The organism is Methanospirillum hungatei JF-1, from assembly GCF_000013445.1.
Taxonomy (GTDB): domain Archaea; phylum Halobacteriota; class Methanomicrobia; order Methanomicrobiales; family Methanospirillaceae; genus Methanospirillum; species Methanospirillum hungatei.
In genome coordinates this window covers 2,721,509-2,741,463 of sequence record NC_007796.1, presented here as the reverse complement: position 1 = coordinate 2,741,463, position 19,955 = coordinate 2,721,509, and the positions used below count along the sequence as shown (strand labels likewise).

Annotated in this window: 19 protein-coding genes; 5 read left to right on the top strand and 14 right to left on the bottom strand. The window is 49.7% G+C overall.

The genetic code is table 11. From position 1 onward, the window contains the following. The 8 genes from cgi121 to MHUN_RS12815 all read right to left on the bottom strand — a co-directional run bounded on the left by cgi121 (window position 1) and on the right by MHUN_RS12815 (window position 7,465). Window positions 1–537 (bottom strand): KEOPS complex subunit Cgi121, encoded by a 537-nt coding sequence (gene cgi121, locus MHUN_RS17725; RefSeq protein WP_011449425.1) that lies wholly within the window; start codon window positions 535–537, stop codon window positions 1–3. Beyond that, window positions 531–2,930 (bottom strand): ATP-dependent DNA helicase, encoded by a 2,400-nt coding sequence (locus tag MHUN_RS12845; protein ID WP_011449424.1) that lies wholly within the window; start codon window positions 2,928–2,930, stop codon window positions 531–533. The genes cgi121 and MHUN_RS12845 overlap by 7 nt, the downstream gene beginning before the upstream one ends. Before the next feature lie 44 nt (window positions 2,931–2,974). Beyond that, on the bottom strand, window positions 2,975–3,514 hold the full coding sequence (locus MHUN_RS12840) for a KH domain-containing protein (protein WP_011449423.1): 540 nt from the start codon (window positions 3,512–3,514) through the stop codon (window positions 2,975–2,977). Between the two features lie 29 nt (window positions 3,515–3,543). Beyond that, window positions 3,544–4,314, bottom strand: coding sequence for a serine protein kinase RIO (locus tag MHUN_RS12835; RefSeq protein ID WP_011449422.1), 771 nt, complete (start codon window positions 4,312–4,314; stop codon window positions 3,544–3,546). Window positions 4,315–4,329: 15 nt separating this feature from the next. Continuing rightward, a complete protein-coding gene (locus tag MHUN_RS12830; RefSeq protein ID WP_011449421.1) occupies window positions 4,330–5,271 on the bottom strand; it encodes a tyrosine--tRNA ligase in 942 nt (313 codons plus the stop codon). 42 nt (window positions 5,272–5,313) lie between these two features. Then, the gene (locus tag MHUN_RS12825) at window positions 5,314–6,333 is read right to left on the bottom strand and encodes a type II glyceraldehyde-3-phosphate dehydrogenase (protein ID WP_011449420.1); all 1,020 of its coding nucleotides are present in this window, start codon (window positions 6,331–6,333) and stop codon (window positions 5,314–5,316) included. 87 nt (window positions 6,334–6,420) lie between these two features. Then, window positions 6,421–6,867, bottom strand: coding sequence for a GIY-YIG nuclease family protein (locus tag MHUN_RS12820; RefSeq protein WP_011449419.1), 447 nt, complete (start codon window positions 6,865–6,867; stop codon window positions 6,421–6,423). Next, window positions 6,860–7,465 (bottom strand): MBL fold metallo-hydrolase, encoded by a 606-nt coding sequence (locus MHUN_RS12815; RefSeq protein ID WP_048068037.1) that lies wholly within the window; start codon window positions 7,463–7,465, stop codon window positions 6,860–6,862. The genes MHUN_RS12820 and MHUN_RS12815 overlap by 8 nt, the downstream gene beginning before the upstream one ends. Window positions 7,466–7,502: 37 nt before the next feature. Here MHUN_RS12815 and thiC point away from each other — a divergent pair, with 37 nt between their 5' ends. Further along, a complete protein-coding gene (gene thiC / locus MHUN_RS12810) occupies window positions 7,503–8,777 on the top strand; it encodes a phosphomethylpyrimidine synthase ThiC (protein ID WP_011449417.1) in 1,275 nt (424 codons plus the stop codon). Window positions 8,778–9,438: 661 nt separating this feature from the next. Here thiC and MHUN_RS12805 read toward each other — a convergent pair. Both MHUN_RS12805 and MHUN_RS19780 read right to left on the bottom strand, forming a co-directional pair. After that, entirely contained in the window at window positions 9,439–9,648 is a 210-nt protein-coding gene (locus MHUN_RS12805) for a histone family protein (protein WP_011449416.1), read from the bottom strand. 600 nt (window positions 9,649–10,248) lie between these two features. Further along, the gene (locus tag MHUN_RS19780; RefSeq protein ID WP_275039186.1) at window positions 10,249–10,371 is read right to left on the bottom strand and encodes a hypothetical protein; all 123 of its coding nucleotides are present in this window, start codon (window positions 10,369–10,371) and stop codon (window positions 10,249–10,251) included. Between MHUN_RS19780 and MHUN_RS20065 the strand changes: the two genes are divergently transcribed. After that, a complete protein-coding gene (locus MHUN_RS20065; RefSeq protein ID WP_011449415.1) occupies window positions 10,370–10,621 on the top strand; it encodes a DUF7123 family protein in 252 nt (83 codons plus the stop codon). The genes MHUN_RS19780 and MHUN_RS20065 overlap by 2 nt on opposite strands. Window positions 10,622–11,891: 1,270 nt before the next feature. After that, window positions 11,892–12,209 carry an RNA recognition motif domain-containing protein gene (locus MHUN_RS12790; protein ID WP_011449414.1) on the top strand — a complete coding sequence of 106 codons (318 nt, stop codon included), beginning with the start codon at window positions 11,892–11,894 and terminating at the stop codon, window positions 12,207–12,209. Window positions 12,210–12,225: 16 nt separating this feature from the next. On the opposite strand, the gene MHUN_RS12785 is transcribed toward MHUN_RS12790, so the two are convergent. From MHUN_RS12785 to larC, 3 genes are read right to left on the bottom strand one after another with little or no spacing between them, the layout of a single operon-like run. Then, complete coding sequence (locus MHUN_RS12785) at window positions 12,226–13,629, bottom strand: NosD domain-containing protein (RefSeq protein ID WP_011449413.1); 1,404 nt, start codon at window positions 13,627–13,629, stop codon at window positions 12,226–12,228. A gap of 47 nt (window positions 13,630–13,676) precedes the next feature. Continuing rightward, window positions 13,677–14,381 (bottom strand): DNA repair and recombination protein RadB, encoded by a 705-nt coding sequence (gene radB, locus MHUN_RS12780; RefSeq protein WP_011449412.1) that lies wholly within the window; start codon window positions 14,379–14,381, stop codon window positions 13,677–13,679. After that, a complete protein-coding gene (gene larC / locus MHUN_RS12775; protein WP_011449411.1) occupies window positions 14,378–15,565 on the bottom strand; it encodes a nickel pincer cofactor biosynthesis protein LarC in 1,188 nt (395 codons plus the stop codon). Before larC ends, radB begins: the two co-directional genes overlap by 4 nt. Window positions 15,566–15,608: 43 nt before the next feature. Here larC and MHUN_RS12770 point away from each other — a divergent pair, with 43 nt between their 5' ends. Both MHUN_RS12770 and MHUN_RS12765 read left to right on the top strand, forming a co-directional pair. Then, a complete protein-coding gene (locus MHUN_RS12770) occupies window positions 15,609–18,023 on the top strand; it encodes a CDC48 family AAA ATPase (RefSeq protein WP_011449410.1) in 2,415 nt (804 codons plus the stop codon). Window positions 18,024–18,115: 92 nt separating this feature from the next. Beyond that, window positions 18,116–19,669: a class I adenylate-forming enzyme family protein gene (locus MHUN_RS12765; protein WP_011449409.1), complete on the top strand. Its 1,554-nt coding sequence runs from the start codon at window positions 18,116–18,118 to the stop codon at window positions 19,667–19,669. Here the strand turns inward: MHUN_RS12765 and MHUN_RS12760 are convergent. Next, window positions 19,626–19,955, bottom strand: coding sequence for a hypothetical protein (locus MHUN_RS12760; RefSeq protein ID WP_011449408.1), 330 nt, complete (start codon window positions 19,953–19,955; stop codon window positions 19,626–19,628). The genes MHUN_RS12765 and MHUN_RS12760 overlap by 44 nt on opposite strands.

Below are 19,955 nucleotides of genomic sequence, written 5' to 3'. Positions count from 1 at the left end.
TTACCGGTTCACAGCCAGGAGAGCACACCGTTCACATATGAGATCTGTCAGGCGGTCCGGACCAGTTACCTCCAGTTCTTCAGACGTCACCTCGAAAAACTGTATAAGTCTGCTTTTTTTCTCTTCAGACATCAGACTCCTGTCATCATCCCTGACCTCCTCCATTCCCTCCAGAAGCGATGTGACGGCTTCCGGTTTTGGAGGAATTATACAAAGATAGCAGTCATTAATACCATTTTCAGGTCCAAACGGGGCAATCTGCCCGGTCTGCCTGGTACCGGCGGCATAGAGCAGGACCTCCATCTCAAGACTTCGTGCGATCATCCGGTCTTCTCTCCAGGCGCGGATAGCATGAACCAGGGCGGTTTTCACATGCTCAAACCCGGCAATCATGTTCCGGTTCAGGCACACAATAGTCACGCCATATTTTTCTCCGGTCTTTCTGATCATATCAAGAAATTCTGCCCGGTCCTTGATGGTCACTCTGACCGGGATGATATCATATTCATCAGTATATCCGTGTTCCTGTGTTAACATCCAAAATCCTCCCAGGAAGACTGGCCCCTAATCTTCTGCGTATCAGGGATCTCTTCTGTCTTATCTGAAGATGAGTTTTCTTTTTCAGAATTAGATAGAAATGCCAGGACTTTTCTTGCCCTGGCTGCCCCGAGAACATCCGAGAGGAGCACCTCATCAGCAGTCAGCAGGTCAGAAACTGTAATTATGCCAGCATTCTGGAGTTTTTCAGCCATTTTTTTACCAATTCCCGGAATATCGGTTAATAACTCAGGTGTTTTCTGCTGATAATCATCGTCGGATGAGTGTATTCCGGATCTCTTCACTCCGGTAATTTCATCGATAACCTGCCGTGCAATTCCTTCCCCAATGATTCGTGCAATCGTTGAAAGCCCTGCCCGTGCTACCGCTTCAGGATCCGGATATCCTGCATTATACAGAGTTCTTGCACGAACGCGACCGATATTACGGAGAGCAACGAGAGGCAGAAGCTCTGATTTTACTCCATGATGAACCCTGACCGAGAGCGTCTTTACAACCTGGCTCATCTCCGGCATCTCGACAGAAACCAGTCGTTCCGTTCCATGGAGGAGCCATTTGCCGGAGTCTACGATATTATAGAGATCCCCGGCTCCGATTCCATACCGCTCCTCTATCATCCCCTCTGAAAATTCATCAGCCCAGTCGGTCAGGACCAGAGCGGTCTTCAGACCGGAGAGCCAGAGTTCTTCCTCCTCCTGTTCAAAAGGAAGGGGTAATATGAGGTCATCCTTGTGTTTAAAGAGAAATGTCCGGAGAAGCTGGGTGTCAGCAGCCTTGAGATACAGCCGCTGCATATCAGGTGAGACACAGATGACATGAAGCAGTCCGATAAGTGTCGGAGTTTTACATGACTTCAGGCTGTCCAGGATCAGGCGTGCCGTGCAGGGATTGAGGTACAGCCGGGAGACCAGACTACCAAGCCTGGTTGCTGAAAGTGTATTCTCTCTCTCCTCTACCATCCCTGCCGTGGTGAGGAACCGGATCGCATCAGCAACCAGCCGGGGGAGCGAACGGGTTTTGGGATGCTGAAAAAAGTAAAAGGTGCGTTCCATGAATGATGACAATGCCTCCTGATCATGGGCAAATCCGGTTGCGATAAGAGAGAGGATATGAGCACACAACGACGCATCATCCACGCACTGTGAATCTACTCGTTCCGCTTCTGCATCGATGAAGGTTTCAAAAAGTCGTTCAACGCTCGGTGCATCCTTTGCCAGAAGGACTGCCTCTCCATAGGGATCAAGATGGGGCCTTCCTGCCCGTCCGGCCATCTGGTGATACTCCCCGACCGGGATCGGGACCATACCAAGACCTGAGGCAAACCGGTTATAATCCCGTATGATGACCCGTCGTGCCGGAAGATTGAGACCAGCAGCGAGGGTCGGGGTAGCGGCAATAACCTCAATATAGCCGTTTCGAAACCCCTCCTCAATTATTGTCCGCTCTTGCCGTATAAGACCGGCATGATGGAATGCGGCCCCCCGCTCCACGCAATCAGCAAGGACATTTCCTTCATCCCGGTCACGAAGTCTCCGAAGTTCTTGTGCGAGGGCCTTTGAGTCCGGGCTGCCGGCTTTTAATGCCCCTGCTGCTTTTTTCGCAAACCCCTCAGCATTTCTTCGTGAAGAAACAAAGACCAGGCACTGTCCTCCTTCTTCTATCGTATCAAGACAGAGGTTCAGATCATCATGCTTGGTTTTTCCCTGGATCGGACGTTCCGAGTCAGAAAATCGTATCTTCCCATTATAATAAACTCCCTGACGAAGGTCAACCGGTCGCCAGGTGCTGGTGATCAACGTAGCATCAAGCCATTCTGCGAGCTGGGCCGGGTTTCCAATCGTTGCAGACAGACCGATGATCTGCATAACTGGATTTGTGTACCTGAGCTTGGTTATGACCATCTCAAGAGTAGCCCCCCGGTTCTCTGACCCGATCAGGTGGACCTCATCCAGCACGATGCAGGTGATCTGTGAGAGCCAGGGTGTCCGGTTTCGAAGTAGTGAGTCAGTCTTCTCACTCGTTGCCACAATGATATCATTCTCACCAAGGTATGCATCGGTCCGGTCAAGATCACCGGTGGCGATACCGACCCTGATGACCCCTTTCTTTGAAAATTCATCGTATTTTTCAGATGCAAGTGCCCTGAGTGGTACAATATAAAGACATTTTCCCCCTGCGGCTATCCGTGACCACATCGCCATCTCGGCAAGGAGGGTCTTCCCACTTGCAGTCGGAATCGATATTAAGAGATTTTTCCCTTCCAATAATCCCTTCTCTATACATTCCGCCTGTGGTGGGTAGAGTGACCTGATCCCCTTTGCATGACAGGCTCTGATAAAAGAGTCGGGGAGGGGGAGTGATGCAATCTCCATGGATTCACCAAAGCAACGGGAAAGAAGAGGGCATGAAAGTCCTGTTAGTAGTAGTAACTGATCATATCCTGTTTTAATTCACGGCGTTTCTTTTCAAGGAATGAGAAGACCGATTCATGTGACACACCTTTGATGAGCATCTCAACCGCTTCCCTGGCTATCTTTACCTGTTCAATGGTGCCGATGATACCAACGGTTTTGCCATATACGGATATCTCTGTCGCCGTCATATCCTGGATCTGGGCTCGTGACCGGCCGTCACGTCCGATGATTCTCCCCCTTATCCGCTCAATTTTTGAGTCACTTCCGGCATATTCAGAGAGTTCGATGATCTCAAGATAGAGGTCAGGATCTTCAAGTAATATTGCTGCCCGTTCAGGAGAAAATCCCCGGGCTATTGCCTTTACGGTCTCAACAGCCTGGATAAACCCGTCTGCATCCTCACCCTCGATGCTGACCAGCCCCTCCTCACTGTCAACCTGTATCCGCGTTTTTGTCTTCTCCTCAATCTCCCTCTTCGTAAGCCCTTTCTTTCCAATAAGAACCCCTATTCGTTCCTGGGTTATTCGTGTTTCCTGTTGCATAATTACTCCAAAATTACTCTGAAATGTGATTATTGTAGGGATGAGCCGCACAGCTCATCAAGTGTGTCTGATACCTCAATTGTAGAGCACTGCTCACTAAAGAACCGGTTCAGCTGTTCCAGATCGCGTTTTAAAAAACCCGGAGCATGGGGGTGATCCAAGGTTACTGCCTGACCCATATCTATCAGATATGGATGTCCTTTGCCATAGAGAATGTTATATTCTGAAAGATCCCCATGAACCAGTTTTGCTTTCCTCCACAGAATCCTGATATCCTCCAGTATCTCGTCATATACCGCCTGAGCATCTTCATACTCTGCAAGCCTCAGCTGAGGAAATGCCCCATGTTCATCTCCCAAAAAATCCATGACCAGGACATTCCGGTCAAAAACCAGAGGGTGAGGTACCAGTATTCCGCTCTCTTCTGCACGTTTCAGGTTTGAAAACTCTTTTCTGGTCCAGGCAAAGATTACATCCCTCCTGCTTTTCCCGATATTAATAAATCTCCGGTCAGCAGTGATGTAATCCTGCATCTTTTTAAAATTCGCAGTCCGTGTCAGATAGATCTTGACCGCCACAGGAGTTCCGTCCCGGTCGGCAAGATAGACATTCGCCTCTTTACCGGTGGATATGGGCCCCCCCATTGCCGTAATCCACCCCTTGGAAAGAAGTTTATAGAGGCCGAGGAGGGTGTATTCATCAAATACATCATCCCTGACCTTCAGCTGGTCAAGTCCCTTTATTTTGGTCCTGAGTTCATCGACCTTCTTATCAAATTCATCTGTCTGTCGATCTCTCAAGAAACCACCCTGAACTTATTTAAGATACTCACGGACCGGTGCCAGGATGGTAATCAGGCTTTCTGCGACTGCCGTTTTCAGGTCAGCAGGATGAATCTCACCCTTGGCATACGCCTGTTCCATCTCTTCATATGATCCAAATGTCCGGTTGCCCCCGAACTTCTCTGGTCGTTCGATGGTTACGGTGTCAAGTCGTGGGAAGATGTGATGCTGCAGTACCTGCAGGACCGGGTTGTCTTCTACCTCCGGTGGACAGAACGCCTTTTTCATCTTTTTTCTGATATCCTCCTCCGACTCTGCTACGGATATGTAATTGCCCTGGGAAGAGGACATCTTCTTTCCGTCAAGTCCTTGAAGAATGGGGACATGAATACAGACCGGGGAGGGATAGTTTTTCGATGGCAGATACTCACGAGCCAGCATATGGATCTTCCGCTGATCAATTCCGCCAAGTGCAGCATCAACACCAAGCATGGCAATATCAGCCATCTGCATAATGGGGTATACCATCTGTGAGACGGTCGGGTTGTCCATCTGCCGTCCGACCTCATCCATACTCCGCTTAGCACGATTCAGGGTGATGGCCTGGGACAACTCATGAACCAGAATCTGATACTCCGGGGAGAGCTGGAAACTGGACCCGAGCACATATTTGATGTCAGTCAGGCCCAGCCCTTCAAAACAGCGGCGGTTATATTCTGCAAGTTTTTTGACCTCTTCCATCGTTCCTTTCCGGTTCAGGAAAGCGTGGAGATCGGCAAGGAGAACAGTGACTTCAAAACCTGCATCTCTCAGGTCTATCAGTTTATTGATAGTAACCAGGTGTCCAAGATGGATCTCTCCACTTGGCTCATATCCTGCGTAGACCTTTCTGACCGGACGGTCAAGGAGGGAACGCAGTTCCTCGTCAGTAACGACCTCGACCGTGTTCCGTATTACACGGGCGTATGTATCCATTCTGAGGAGGTTTGTATTGGATCGTGATAATAGGATGAGTGATTAGAGGGCAGTAAACTGCATGGCCTCGTTGGTCATCCTGATTGAAGTCTCCGGGTCTCTGACTTCGCCCATCATCGCGCGGATTGCATCCACGTTCTCAATTACGACATCAGCCTCCTGATGGATAGCCTGGAAGAAGAAGAGTTCCTTTCCAACCATATTCACCGATGCCTCAAATATGCCGTTCTCCCATAAGTCAGAACGTGGCCGGCCCATATCCATAACATACTCCTTGAGTTCTGCCGTGCTCTTGATCGCAGTCTTTGGCTGGACAAGACCAATCCGGTTGTGACTGCGCATGACGGCGAGTACATCATCACGACTGACTTCCTTTTTCAGTTCTATGGTGATGGCGTGCATATGCATCTGGGTCGTCGGTACGATCATGGCCATGGTTACAATATCGATGTGGGGAAGGACGGTGTTGACATCCGGCCCGTGATGACTGGGAATGGTCGGTGGGTCAAGGACGACCGCATCAATCGGGCCCTTCTTGACGACATGCGGGTCGGCTCCTCTTCTGACCATGACCGCCCGGACTTTTACAACTCCGAAGGCATCATCCACCGCTTTGATAACCCGGCAGAGACCGGTGGTGTTACAGGATACAACTCTGACAAACTGTCTGCCAATCGCATCCTTGTAATTTGCATGGGCATTGAATGAGAATCCTGCAACCTCGTGATCTTCACCGCCCTGCCAGATAGCCTTGACCCCTGCTTTCTCATACAGGGCCTTGTTTGATTCACCGACACCGCCAGGGGTTCCATCTACAACAATGTCGGCTTTTTTGAGCATATCTTCAACTGAACCTGCAACCGGGATTCCAGCTTTCGCGAATGCATCCTTCTTGCTCATGTCAGCAATGTAGATCGGGTACCCTCTCTGGACAGCAATCAGGGCCTCGGCTGATGGTTTTGTCTTTGATACCCCGATGATCTCCATATCTTTCTGGGCAGAGACCGCATCCGCAACACGCTTTCCGATGGTTCCATATCCATTAATTGCAACTTTGATCATGTGTGGACCTCTGAATAACGGTGATTGAGTTTGGTATCTGCTTTATAAATACATATAATATCCCTTCATGTCCAATCACCGGTCAGGTCAGGGTGTCCGAACTTCAATCTGAAACGTATTTCTCTCCTTTTCAGCAAAAGACTGAATATTACGGAGTATATACTCATAGGGATCAGATGGATAATAAAAGAGATGGCCCTCGCAGGTGCAATCTGATGATCCAAATCCCACAATGACAGTCCCGGTCATATGCCGGGCAAGATGGCATTCAATCCTCTCTTCGGTATGGATACAACAGGCCAGGACTACCTGAAAATAGGGAGAAAGCAGGAGTGAGTCAATATGCCAGCGGGGGCTTTTATTTTTATCACGATTCAATCTGAAATGTCGCATTACCCGGGAAAACCCTCCTGGTCCCAGGGCAGACCCAACATATGCATGCCATCCGGCAGAAAATGTTCTCTGACCTTGTGCTCCTACCTGAATCCTGCATTCATCATTCTTCAAAATGAGGATGTATGCTCCCTTATCCATATCCTGATTGTATGAGGGCTGCAGCCGCCTTAATAAACCGCTCTCCGTTCTCCCGTGCAGGAATTCCATGACCGGGGTATAGGCCCCCGACCTTCAGCTGGGTCAGTTTCTGTATTGAGTCGGAAAGGGTGCTCCTGCTCCCGCCCGGGAAGTCATACCGTCCGAATGCGCCGTCAGAAAAGACCGTATCACCGGAGATGAGTTCTGCTGTTCCTCTGTCATACAGACAGATGCTTCCCGGTGTATGGCCGGGAGTGTGGATGATCTCATACCCTTCAATTATTTCCCCTCCATGGAGGATGATATCAGGGATGATTCCGGGAGAATGTTCTCCGAAATGCATTGCAAGGCTGAGGTTGTCATGTATGAGTCCTTCTGCGTCAGCCTCATGAATACAGATCTTAGCCCCGGTCATCTTCTGCAGAGCCGGAAGGTAGGCGATATGATCAAAATGACAATGGGTCAGGATGATATGGGTGATGGTGTTTCGATGCGCCTCTATTGCCATCGGGGTCACACCGGCGTCAACCAGAACCGTACCCCGTGCAACATAGGCATTTGCATACATCCCTCTCCCTGGGATGAATTTTACTGCCATGTGACTATCATATTCCCCGGCATACAACAAGTAGGATATGGTACCTACCCAATATTCCCTTCCTGATACATCTGTCCTGAATACAATAGCTCAGGCTGAATCACTCGATAATGACCGGTTAATCAGACTGATACAGGCGGGAAGGGTAGTAGTCCCCCGAAATCCGAGACGGCTTTGCCCCCCCTGTGCCATCGGTGAAGGATGCAAAGTCAAGGTCAATGTCAATGTTGGCACGTCCCAGGGTCTCTGTGATCCCGCCCTCGAAAAGGAGAAAGCAGAGGCAGCGATTCAGAACGGTGCCCATACGTTGATGGATCTCTCGACAGGGGGTGATTTACCTGCTATCCGCCGTATGGTGCTTTCGTCTCCGGTACCGGTCGGGACCGTTCCTATCTACGAGGCTGTCAGAAGAGCAGGATCGGTCCGGGATGTTGATGCAGACCTCTTGTTTACTGTCATTCGGGAGCACTGTAGGGACGGGGTAGACTTTCTCACCCTGCACTGTGGGGTAAACCAGGATGTGCTCCGATCCCTTCGGGAAGATCCGCGCCGTATGGGGGTTGTTTCACGGGGAGGATCGTTTCATGTCGCTATGATGGCTGCACAGGAGGAGGAGAACCCTCTCTGGAGTGAATTTGATTACCTGTGTGAGATACTTGATGAATACCAGGTCGTGGTCAGCCTTGGTGACGGGATGCGTCCGGGCTGTCATGAAGATGCCACACGTGAGGCAAAGACGGTTGAATATCTAAACCTTGGCCGGCTCGCACGAAGGGCTCATCACCTCGGCATCCCCCGGATGATTGAAGGACCGGGTCACATGCCCCTTGAGCAGATTGGATACAATGTCCGGATGATCAAGGAACTGACTGATTATGCCCCGCTTTACCTCCTTGGCCCGCTGGTGACTGACATTGCGTCCGGGTATGATCATGTGGTTGGTGCGATTGGTGGTGCCATTGCCTGCAAGCATGGGGCAAATTTCCTGTGCATGGTATCTCCCAGTGAACACCTCGCTCTCCCCCGGGTTCATGATATTATTGAAGGGACCCGGGCCTCTGTTCTCGCAGCCCATATAGGGGATCTGCTCGCCGGCAGGGAGGATGCACGAAACCGTGAGATTATGATGGGAAAAGCCCGTCAGGAACTGGACTGGGAAAAACAGTTTAATCTTTCATTATTCCCCGAAGTAGCACGGAGTATCCATGATCGGGACCAGGAAAAGGAGACCTGCTCCATGTGTGGTGACCTGTGTGCGGTGAAGATGGTCCGGGATCTCTTCACGACCCCTGATGATAATGGAACAGCGTGAGAAGGGATGATTAACCTGTGGCCGTACATTCTCTGGGATGAGTGCCTTTGTTGATGTGACACCTTATGCTCCCAACCCAATTAAGTATGTTATTTATATATTCGAAGATTTTGTGTTTCAAAGGGTGGAGATGTGATACTCACTATATCAATGAAATATTTTGTCAGACGTATGTCTGCCGGATCTTCCTGAGATCAGATTAGCTCGTACATCTGATCTGAAATATAGAATAGACTTTTAAATAATGGTCGAATTTAATTATATTTCTCTCCTAATGTATTTTTCAATAATTCTGATTCTTAAATTAAATCCTCATCAAAATTATTCTGCGAAATTGACTAATATTTGTAATATTTAATAAATCTTAACTAATTTATTCGAAACTCTTAAAAATATGCTTCTTAATTCAGCAAAAATAAATAAGAACCATAAACTGTGTTATTATCTGGATTCATACGAAGAAAATTGCGTGAACTGGGAAAAAGGAGACTGGGGGTAACATCACCCCCGGTTAGGATTGTCAATTGATGATCCCCAACCAAAAATGTATGGACAAAAATCCTGTCGGTATAGGGGGTTTTCTCATGAATCTGGTTTTTCGTATACTGTGAAATGAACTTAAAAAGGACTACGGTAATAATGTCCTTATAAGAAAAAGAGGTTAGGCGAATTTCTCTGCTGCCATCTCAATATCTTCGGCCTTGAGAGTCTTCCGACCGGCATGGATGGAGAGTTTGTTTGCTTCCTTTACAAGTTTTGCCAGGTAATTTTCCGCATGTTCAACAAGTGCCTGGGTAGCATCTGCTCCGACCCGTTCAGCTCCATTGTTCTTTGCGACACGGGCAACGGCTGCAAGTGGTAAATCTGCCATAATATATCAAGGATTAATATATGAAGTATAGTATTAATAGATTTTGCTCATATTTTGCCTAAATCGTGTGTTATCAAGCCCGGTATAAGAAGAGCATATAAATAAATTCAGTCGTCTTCTGATACATGGTTGAGCGTGGATCCCTTCTCCGCGACCTGAACAGATCCGCACATTGATCCTCTGGAAATCTGATTAATACTCTGACAGAATCGATGGTTGCAACCGGTTGCAACTGTTGAAACTGGGAGAAATTTTAAATTTCATCTAATATCTTCTGGTTTCTCTCTCACAGAATTTTTTCTGAAAACCAGATGCAACCCATGAGAAATCGCCTGATCGATCAGCTATCGTGGTTATGATTCTTTTTGAGAAAAAAACACACGATTGTTTCAATAAATTGTTTCAGACTGTTTTCCAGTGGTTTTATCCATATCCCTTTTAACCTGTTTCGGGCAACACTGGTATGTCACACAGAGCCCTGTGAAAACCCTAGGACATAACTCCTGGATGACTGGCAGGATCTCTGTGAGGTGAGTTGTGTTCAACATGTCCTCCTACACCTGTTGTATCAATCTCATCCGGAAAAGGAAACTCCCCTGGTCAGGAGAGGGTTTCATGTCCTCCAATTCTTCTCTCCTGACCACACCTGAACTTCACCCGGCCGATACCAAGGCCGGTTTTCCTCCTGCAATGTTTCAACGAAGTACTTATGGAGATAGACATGCTTTTACAGAGTAAATTTCCCATAAAATACAATGAGCGTCAGATCTGTCTGATAAATTACCTCAAATGTCAGATGAAACCAGGATCCAATTTTTTTAAGTCAAAGTATATCGCCAGGGATACTGGGTTGTCCTCAAAAGAAGTGGGGACTAACATGGCGTTATTGTCAGAGATATGTCCTGATTTTAAGATTGAGCGGTACAGTTACTCGAACAGTACGACCTGGTTAGTGACAGTACCACAGGTATAACCCTATTTTTCCTCCTCGTTTTACTGCGTTGGTTTTTATTTCTTCTGTCGGTCGATTGTCTCCGGACTTGTATCATTCCAGATCGTTGACCATGGTAACTGTCAAAGTTTTTGTCAGATCAAGGGTTCTGGTGTGATAGATACTGCCCACATTTGTGAGACCATGTATTTGAGTGAACGAGTTCTTGCATGTGACTGGCTCACATCTGAAGAGGATGAAGCATGGGAGTATTTGTAAAAGGAGATATTGTCGTTATACCGTTTCCGTTCTCTGATTTAAGTTCTGTAAAACGACGCCCTGCATTGGTGATTGCACCTATAACCGGGGACGATTAGATCCTATGCCAAATTACCTCAAAATTTCACTCAGATACGTATAGTATCCCCCTCCATCCGTCAGACCTAATATTCGGAACCTTAAAAGAGATGAGTTATATCAGACCTGATAAACTGTTTACTGCTCATGTTTCAATGATCCAGTACACCTTGGGACATGTAGTAGATCCTGTCATACAAACCGTAGTCAAAACCATAATTTCAATCATTCAGCAGGAATGATCCCGGCAGATCTCTTTTTATTCTTATACTCAGTCTTTTCCCTTATCCTTCCTTCTTTTCTTGAAAAATTCTCGCTGATGTATCCACAATCCAGGATACTCACGACAGACCTCATGCGTATTTGCCAGAGTAACACATTCGAGTCACTTCCTTCTTGGCTTCACACGAACACAATGGCTCTTCCTCGTTCCCAGGAATCACAGATCCCGGCCCCCCTGCATGGGAATGGGTGCTCCTCGGCGAAATTGCGCGGCAGACACCTTGGATTATATATGCCCCACTCGTGCATTCCCAAAAGGGCGGTATACAGGCAGCCGGTCATATAGGCATGACTTATCTGGTGAGCTCATGGGAGATAACTTGTCGATGAGGTTCATTCCTGCTCGGGTTCTCTGAACACCCGGTCCTGCTCACATCCCTTTTTTTTTGGATGAGAAAACCGGATTCAGGGTTGGTGATTCCCTGGAAACAACACGGTAAATCAATCTTTGGGTCATTCTCTCCTTCCCAAACATAATTATTAATAACATATGAGTCGTCTTTTTTCATGATCAGCTTCTCGAAAGTTTGGCGAATACCCGATCCGGGCAGTCAGATGTATGCTGGTGAAATCTCCCGTTGTCGGTCAGATTGCCGGGTGAAAGGGGCATGATCACACTCCTCTCATGTCTAAATAGATTGTGAAAGGAAAGAGACACGGTGTCTGATATCTTATGGAAGGAAAGCGACTGTACGTCGGCAATCTGACGTACTCTGTGAAAGAAGACCAGCTGAAGGATCTCTTCTCTCAGTATGGTGACGTTGTCAGTGTAAAAATTATCGAGCAGAAAGGCTTCGGATTTGTCGAGATGGGTACCAGCGAAGAAGCCCAGGCGGCGATGGACGCTCTGAACCAGACCGTATTTGAGGGGCGGACCATGCGTATTGATGAAGCACGGCCCATGCAGCCAAGACGGGAGTTTGACCGTGGATCCGGCGGCGGGGGATATAACCGTGGCAGGGGATATGGCGGAGGCCGTAACTACTCATAATAATTCTTTTTCTCAATCATTGAACCGTTACGACCTTCTTATGTGGTCTACCGAATGTAACAGAAACTCCCTGCCCCCCCCGGACCGCCTGATAGGAAAGCTCATATGTTCCGGGTGATGTTGGTGCCTTTAACTCAAAATTAAACGTATAAAACTGCTTTGAATTAATCCCGGAAGGAACAGGAAGCCATTCAGGACCCCAGGTCGCTGCATCGCCCACAGCCCTGATACCAACTCCATGCATATCAAGCCAGTTATCAGATCCATCATTAAGGAGGGTGATGGTTACCGGGTATGACATACCGGCTTTCATCTCTGTCGGGATGGAATCCCCGGTGATGACGGCATGAATCCCGGTGATGATGGTAAATGGCGTTGAGACCGGAACCGGTGTCATCACGGTTTGAATTGGTTCTGGTTCAGGTATCTCCACCGGGATAAAACCACTCCCGGCCGGGATTAAGGGGTATTGATCGATGAGACCCGATTCGATGTAGGGCATATCACCGAATCCGTCATGATCCGCGTCAGCGATCATATGGGATGAATAGACCGGAACCCCTCCCTGTGCCCAGAGGTTTCCACCCGTTTTCTGACCCTTGATAATATTGGTCTGGTTTGATGGGATCTGATACAGTAATGCCCCTTCGCTTGCGGCATTTCTGATGTTCACATAGTTATCAAATATATTATTCCAGATCTGAATCCCTTTTGCATGGTCCAGGAGAATGCCGGGGCCCTGGTTTCCTTCAATCCGGCACCCGGTAATAACTCCCCCACTTGTTCTCTCCAGATGAATGCCTGCATTGGTGTTCTCGGTAACCACAAGGTCCCTGATATCCGGAGCACCGTCTGAAATGGAGATCCCTTTCTCATTTCCCTTTATCTCTGACTGCCAGATTGCCGGTGTTTTCAAACCCCTCGATGCGATACCTATCCGTGAGCCGGTGATCGTAACACCGCTGCATTTTATATCCCGATCAGAGAAAGTGGCATCAGACACTGCATAATCTTTCGAGCGATCACGTCCCCAGGGAAACTCAGATGAGTCAGCCCCTTCAAGATATATACCGGTCACCTCATCATGGACGGTCAGGTTCTGAATACGGACGCCGGTGACTGGTTTTCCCTGTGAATCAAGAAGGGTCACCCAGATCCCAACCGACGGATCACCGGTTTTTGCAGGACGTACCTGATATCCCTGTCCGTCAAGGATGACCGATGAGGAGGTGATGATAACACCGACCGGGTAGGTATGGGTGACATTGTTCTCAAGCGTATATCGTCCGGGCTCCTGGATGAGAACATAATCCCCGGTATATGGCCCTGATTCAGGGGGAAAAGTGATAGAAATTCCAAACACCGGAGATGAGAAAAGCAGGGTGATGGAAACCGCTGCGAAAAATATTGATCGGATCATATTCTTCCCTGTGTGGGTGTCTTCTGAAAGATGGGTATTGTCAGGGTTTATGGCTTCCCGATCTGGAGGTCTTCCAGGTACTCATCAATAATTCTGATTCCCTCCTGGACAAGGATGACATCAATATAGGTTCCTTCAGGCCGTGCATGATGTTTCATGACCCGGATCCTCCTGGTATTGTCCCGCCGTTCAATCTGAAGGATGATTTTACTGAGATGATACAGGCCGGTCCCTCCGAGGGGAGCAAAATCACCTCTGCTGATATCCATATATACCTGGTTTGAGATGAGGACCGGAATGTCATATCGCTTTGCATACCCAAGGAGCATCGTCATCTGGCGGTTAAACTTCTGAAGCGCCTCCTGGATATGTTCAAGTTCGGTCCGGTACAGGCCGGTGGCAGAATCAAGGATGATGATTCCTGCCTTCTGCTCCCGTATCACATCCTCAGATTCAAGTATCATCAGAGCCTGCTGGTTAAAATCCACTGGTTCATAAAGGAACAGCCGGTCAGCAAGAGTCGCTGCCTCATCACCGGCAATCTGGCTGAACCGTTCGGCAGAGAAACTCTCAGTATCGAAATAGACAACCGACTCACCCTGCTTTAAGACTGAGACTGCCGCCATGAGGCATAAGGAAGATTTTCCTGAGCCGGGCTCACCAAAGATCTGGGTGATCATCTTGCGGGGGTATCCGGTCCCCATCAGGTCATCAAGTGCTGCATTTCCTGAGGATACGCCGGTTAATCTCATCGGCTCTCACCTGACCTGATGAATTTTTTCCCCGCTTCCGTCACGATATGGAGAACATCCCTCACCGGAATAGTGTGGGTTTTTGCATACTCCTCGGCAACCCCGTATTCTGGTTTTACCAGGTAGCAGGTATCTCCGATATACCCGAACTTTACCGGAAACCTGACCTCCTCCCCGTGTATCTGAACCGGTACCTCCTGTATCTCCCGTTCGGCAATAAACCGGTGAACAGCCGGGGTAACCCTGATACCCAGTGTCCCAAGTTCCCTGGCAAGTATCTCTGCAAGCGCTCCTGACCGTTCAGCCGGTGAGATGACCCTGATAAGATGCCCCGGCCGTCCTTTTTTCATGAGGACCGGCACTGCACAGGCATCCCGTGCCCCTTCTTTCATTACAAGTGAAAGCACGGTTCCGATGCACTCGCCGGTGATGTCGTCAACATTCGTCTCAAGGATGTCCACCCTGTCTTCTGACAGGCCCTGGCACTCCATCACATATGCCCTGAGCACGTTTGGAGATCGGGGATCATCCCTGCTGCCTGCCCCGTATCCGGTCTTCAGAATGATACCGACAGGAAGATACGGGGTCCCCTCTCCACAGAACTCGGAGAGGATTGCCGCCCCGGTGGGGGTGAGTTGTTCTCCGGTATGCTCTCCAGACATTACAAGAAGTCTGCCGGATGAGAGGATCTCGGCGGTTGCTGGTGCCGGCACAGGAAAGGTCCCATGAGCACAGGTCAGCATCCCGGTCCCGACAGCAACCGGCAGGGAGATGATTTTTTCAGGAGCAAGCAGATGTACCGCCATACAGGAACCGATAACATCGGCAATCGCATCGTCGGCGCCGACTTCATGAAAATGAACATGGTGCGTTCCGTGGACTGCCTCCTCTGCCTTTGCGATCCTGATAAAAATGTGTTCAGCCTGCGCAATTACTGCCGGAGGGGCATGTGCCTTTCGGACGATATCCAGCACTTCCTCGAGAGTCCGGTGGGCAGGACCGGCACGGGTATGGACCTTCACGGCAGCAATGCCACACCTGTTTACTATCTCACTATCTGGAGTCTGCACAACAGAACTCATCGCTCGCATGACCTGCTCTTTGTCAGCACCAAGGCTCAGGAGAGCTCCACATATCATATCCCCTGCAGCGCCGTGAAAGGGGTCAAATGCGAGAAGACGCATGGTTCCTATACTTTTAAGTCCCGGCGTATATGATGGTTAGGTAATGGAATTGTATCTCAGGGTTGATAGTGCATATCCCGGAGACCAGGGGGGAGGGAAAGCCCGCCTGGATCCGGAAACTATGAACCAGATGCGACTTTCACCGGGCGACATCATCCGGATCTCCGGCAGGTCCGTAACCGTTGCAAAGGTCTGGCGTGCCCAGCTGGCAGACTGGAATCAGCAGAAGATCCGGATTGATAATTTTACCCGGATGAATGCAAATGTCTCGATTGGAGACACGGTCAAAATAACCAAGGTGGAAGAGACGATCCCTGCCGCGACCGTGGTGCTGGCACCCCCCGAGGATCTCCCGAAAAATGTGCCGATGGCAGATCCCTCAACCATACATCACAACCTCATAGATTATCCGGTCGCAATGGGTGACTCGGTACCTATTCCCATAGGAATGCCATTTGTCCAGCCGCAGATGGTGGCATACAAGGTCATCGAGCTGGATCCCCCGGATGCGGTCATCATCAGTCAGCGGACCGAGGTGATCATATCAGACAGTCCTATCAGCGGGTTTGAGGGCATCAGCCAGATTACCTACGAGGACATCGGCGGTCTTCGTGATGAACTCCAGCGGCTTCGGGAGACCATCGAACTTCCGATGCGGCATCCTGAACTCTTCCGGCGTCTTGGAATAGAACCCCCCAAAGGCGTGCTGCTCTTCGGACCACCGGGAACCGGAAAAACACTCATCGCAAAGGCGGTTGCCAATGAGTCAGGGGCTCATTTCATTCCGATTGCCGGCCCCGAAGTCATTTCAAAATATTACGGGGAGAGTGAGCAGCGGCTTCGTGAAGTGTTTGAAGAAGCAGCTGAGAATGCCCCCTCTATCATCTTCATCGATGAACTCGACTCAATCACCCCAAAACGGGAGGAAGTGACCGGTGAGGTCGAACGGCGGGTAGTTGCCCAGCTCCTCACCATGATGGACGGCCTTGAGGAACGGGGGCAGGTTGTCGTCATCGGAGCAACGAACCGGCTTGATGCCATCGACCCGGCACTCAGGCGTCCTGGCAGATTTGACCGTGAGATTGAGATCGGCGTCCCCTCAAACCCGGACCGTATAGAGATATTAAAAATTCATACCCGGGGAATGCCTCTCTATGATGATGTAAATCTCGAGGAACTGGCCGAACGGACCCACGGATATACCGGTGCAGATATCGCAGCCCTATCCCGTGAGGCGGCAATCAGGGCCCTTCGCCGGTACCTCCCTCACATCAACCTTGACGAGGATATCATCCCTGATGAGGTCCTGGAGACCATGGTTGTAACCGGAAAGGACTTTCACCAGGCCCTTCGTGAGATCACCCCGTCAGGAATGCGCGAGGTCATGCTGGAGGTCTCCCACCTCAGATGGCGCGATGTGGGAGGGTTGTCTGATGCCATCGAGGAGATCAGGGAATCGGTTGAGTACCCCCTTACCAGAAGAGAGAAGTACGATGATCTTGGTATCCAGTCACCCCGTGGTGTCCTCCTCTATGGCCCGCCTGGAACCGGCAAAACCCTCCTTGCAAAAGCGGTTGCGAACGAGTCAGGTGCGAACTTCATCGCTGTCAGGGGTCCCCAGCTCCTGTCCAAGTGGGTTGGTGAGTCGGAACGTGCGGTCCGGGAGATCTTTAAGAAAGCACGTCAGGTCTCCCCTGCCATCATCTTCTTTGATGAGCTGGATGCCCTGACTCCTGCCAGGGGAACGGCGGGCGACAGTCACACTATGGAGAGTGTCTTAAACCAGTTCCTGACCGAGATGGATGGTCTGGTTGAGCTGCGTGACGTGGTTGTGATGGGAGCGACAAACCGGCCTGACATTGTAGACCCTGCCCTTCTCAGAACAGGACGGTTTGACCGGCTCATCTATATCGGTGAACCGGGCCCATCTGACCGGGTTGACATTTTAAAGATCCATGCACGACTCATACCCATCGAGGGGTCCGCACTGGAATCACTGGTGGATGCCACCCAGAACTTTACCGAGGACGACTTTGAGATACTAGCCGGAACACTCCCCCGTGAAGTCAAATCATCAGGGCCTGAACTCATGGAATATATCCGCACGGTCACCCCGTCACAGGGAACTATCAGCCGGTCAGCACGTCGCAGGATGCTGGTTGAGATCTTTGAAAAATTCAGGATCACTATTGAAGATCCGGTTCTGGATAAATTGTTTGGTGATATCGCGTCACGGACAGACGGCTATGTCGGGGCTGACCTTGAAGGACTCTGTCGTGAAGCAGCCATATTTGCCATGCGGGATCAGCTCCATTATGTGAAGAAAGAGCACTTTGAGCGTGCCCTTGAGAAGGTCCACCCGACCATGAACGAGCGGCTTCGTGAGGCATATGATCGGGTAAAAACTCATTTCAAAGGTGGTATGCCGAAAAAGAGCGAGCCACCTGAGTACCAGTAACCAACCCTTTTTTCCCTCCATTTCCAATGCATGGAGGTAGTGCTATTTGGGCATCTATGTACAACATAGTACACAAGTGAGAGTACCCTGTTATGTTTAATATATCCACATTTCTTGATACCCATCAGGCCAGGTTTCCAGATAAAATAGCGCTCATCCACCCAAAATCCAACCGGTCCTATACATATACCGATCTCCACCGACTCAGTGGTTCTCTTGCTGTAGTTTGTGAAGAGTTTGGTCTGGTTCCAGGTGACCGGGTTGTCCTGTATCTGGACAGTTCACCCGAGTACCTGATCAGCTATTTTGCACTATGGCGTGCCGGTCTTGTAGCGGTTCCGACCAACATCGTGTACCGGAAGGATGAACTTGCCTATGCAATCCGCGACTCTGGTGCAAAAATGCTCATCACATCGGTTAGTTCACGTGATATCACCGGTTTGATGAAGGAGTCCTGTCCTGAGCTGGTACATATTGTTGAGGTGGGAGGAGTAGGCAAATACTCCTGGGAGAATCTCACCCTGTCTCATGATCCTCTCCGCCCGGTACCCTGCTCTCCGGATCAGGTCTGCCAGATACAGTATACCTCAGGGACCACGGGCAGGCCGAAAGGTGCCATGCTGACTCATAGCGGATGGCTTGCCGCCCTGCAGGCCGAGGGGGAGGCTCTTGATCTGACATGTGATGACATCTACCTTGGCATATATCCGATGGCACATGTCGGGATTTCATGGGGGCTTTCTGTGCTTCGCGCCGGCGGGACCTATGTGATCATGGAGCGGTATAACCTGGATGAGTACATCAGTCTGACCCGTGAGTATCAGATAACGATCCTTGCCGGAATGCCCCCGGTCATTCATGCCCTGACTGAAACCCCCCCGGGAACCGAGGATAACTTCACCTCTGTCCGCCGTATCATCAGTGGGGGCGGGCCGATGCACTCACCGACCTGGAAAAAGTTCAATGAACGGTTTAAAATTCCGGTCATCAATGCCTACGGTCTTTCAGAGACGATCGTTCTCGGATGCGGGACTGTTATCCGGCCTGAAGACTATCCGACTGCGGATGAGTATAACAGCGTTGGAAAACCGGTCGGGTATGCGGAGGTAAAAATCGTTGAAGTTGGAAACCCGGCAAAGGAACTTACATCGCCACATGCTGGTGAGATAGCACTTCGCGGGCCGGGGGTAGCCCTGGGATACTGGAACCAGCCTGAAGAGACAAAAGAAGTCTTCATGGAAGATGGCTGGTTTCTGACCGGAGATATCGGGTATATCGACGATCATGGCATGCTGGTCATCACCGACCGGAAAAAGGACATGATCATTATGTCAGGATGGAAGGTTTATCCGACCGAGGTTGAGAACGTCCTCATCAATCACCCGAAAATCTCAGATATTGCTATCTTTGGTTGTCCTGATGAAGAAAAAGGTGAGATCCCCGCAGCAGCGGTTGTCCTCCGGAATAAAGAGGATACCCTTACCCTTGAGGAACTCTCCGGCTGGAGCCGTGAGCAGCTTGCAGGGTATAAAATACCCCGTCGTCTCGTGATTCTCAATCAGTTACCAAGAGTTGGTGGGTGGAAACTTCTCCGGCGGGAACTCAGGGAGTCGTTATGTTCGGAAAAGCGGAGCGGGGAAGCGTAAGTGGAGCGGTGGCATTCACCACCCCCTTTGTCTCGTGGACCGGACTATCACGAATATTGAGGATATCATTAAAGCTTACAACAATACCGGAGTCTCCAATCATGTATGTCTGATTGGCATATGATGCATTTTTCCCGGCCATCGACTGCATGATAAGGTAATTTTCCAAAAGTGAGCTCTGTTCCCTCACCGGTGCCCGGACACCCATCAGGAAATTACCTGCAACCGAGAGGAAAATGCCGCAGACGAGGAGCACTGCAAGAAATACTATCCGGTTTTTCTCCAT

Excerpts from the sequence above, each read along its gene's own strand:
- cgi121 (WP_011449425.1), bottom strand. The coding sequence starts at position 537 with ATGTTAACACAGGAACACGGATATACTGATGAATATGATATCATCCCG.
- MHUN_RS12845 (WP_011449424.1), bottom strand. The coding sequence starts at position 2,930 with ATGGAGATTGCATCACTCCCCCTCCCCGACTCTTTTATCAGAGCCTGT.
- MHUN_RS12840 (WP_011449423.1), bottom strand. The coding sequence starts at position 3,514 with ATGCAACAGGAAACACGAATAACCCAGGAACGAATAGGGGTTCTTATT.
- MHUN_RS12830 (WP_011449421.1), bottom strand. The coding sequence starts at position 5,271 with ATGGATACATACGCCCGTGTAATACGGAACACGGTCGAGGTCGTTACT.
- MHUN_RS12825 (WP_011449420.1), bottom strand. The coding sequence starts at position 6,333 with ATGATCAAAGTTGCAATTAATGGATATGGAACCATCGGAAAGCGTGTT.
- MHUN_RS12820 (WP_011449419.1), bottom strand. The coding sequence starts at position 6,867 with ATGGATAAGGGAGCATACATCCTCATTTTGAAGAATGATGAATGCAGG.
- MHUN_RS12815 (WP_048068037.1), bottom strand. The coding sequence starts at position 7,465 with ATGGCAGTAAAATTCATCCCAGGGAGAGGGATGTATGCAAATGCCTAT.
- thiC (WP_011449417.1), top strand. The coding sequence starts at position 7,503 with ATGGTACCTACCCAATATTCCCTTCCTGATACATCTGTCCTGAATACA.
- MHUN_RS12805 (WP_011449416.1), bottom strand. The coding sequence starts at position 9,648 with ATGGCAGATTTACCACTTGCAGCCGTTGCCCGTGTCGCAAAGAACAAT.
- MHUN_RS20065 (WP_011449415.1), top strand. The coding sequence starts at position 10,370 with ATGCTTTTACAGAGTAAATTTCCCATAAAATACAATGAGCGTCAGATC.
- MHUN_RS19780 (WP_275039186.1), bottom strand. The coding sequence starts at position 10,371 with ATGTCTATCTCCATAAGTACTTCGTTGAAACATTGCAGGAGGAAAACC.
- MHUN_RS12790 (WP_011449414.1), top strand. The coding sequence starts at position 11,892 with ATGGAAGGAAAGCGACTGTACGTCGGCAATCTGACGTACTCTGTGAAA.
- MHUN_RS12785 (WP_011449413.1), bottom strand. The coding sequence starts at position 13,629 with ATGATCCGATCAATATTTTTCGCAGCGGTTTCCATCACCCTGCTTTTC.
- radB (WP_011449412.1), bottom strand. The coding sequence starts at position 14,381 with ATGAGATTAACCGGCGTATCCTCAGGAAATGCAGCACTTGATGACCTG.
- larC (WP_011449411.1), bottom strand. The coding sequence starts at position 15,565 with ATGCGTCTTCTCGCATTTGACCCCTTTCACGGCGCTGCAGGGGATATG.
- MHUN_RS12770 (WP_011449410.1), top strand. The coding sequence starts at position 15,609 with ATGGAATTGTATCTCAGGGTTGATAGTGCATATCCCGGAGACCAGGGG.
- MHUN_RS12765 (WP_011449409.1), top strand. The coding sequence starts at position 18,116 with ATGTTTAATATATCCACATTTCTTGATACCCATCAGGCCAGGTTTCCA.
- MHUN_RS12760 (WP_011449408.1), bottom strand. The coding sequence starts at position 19,955 with ATGGAGAAAAACCGGATAGTATTTCTTGCAGTGCTCCTCGTCTGCGGC.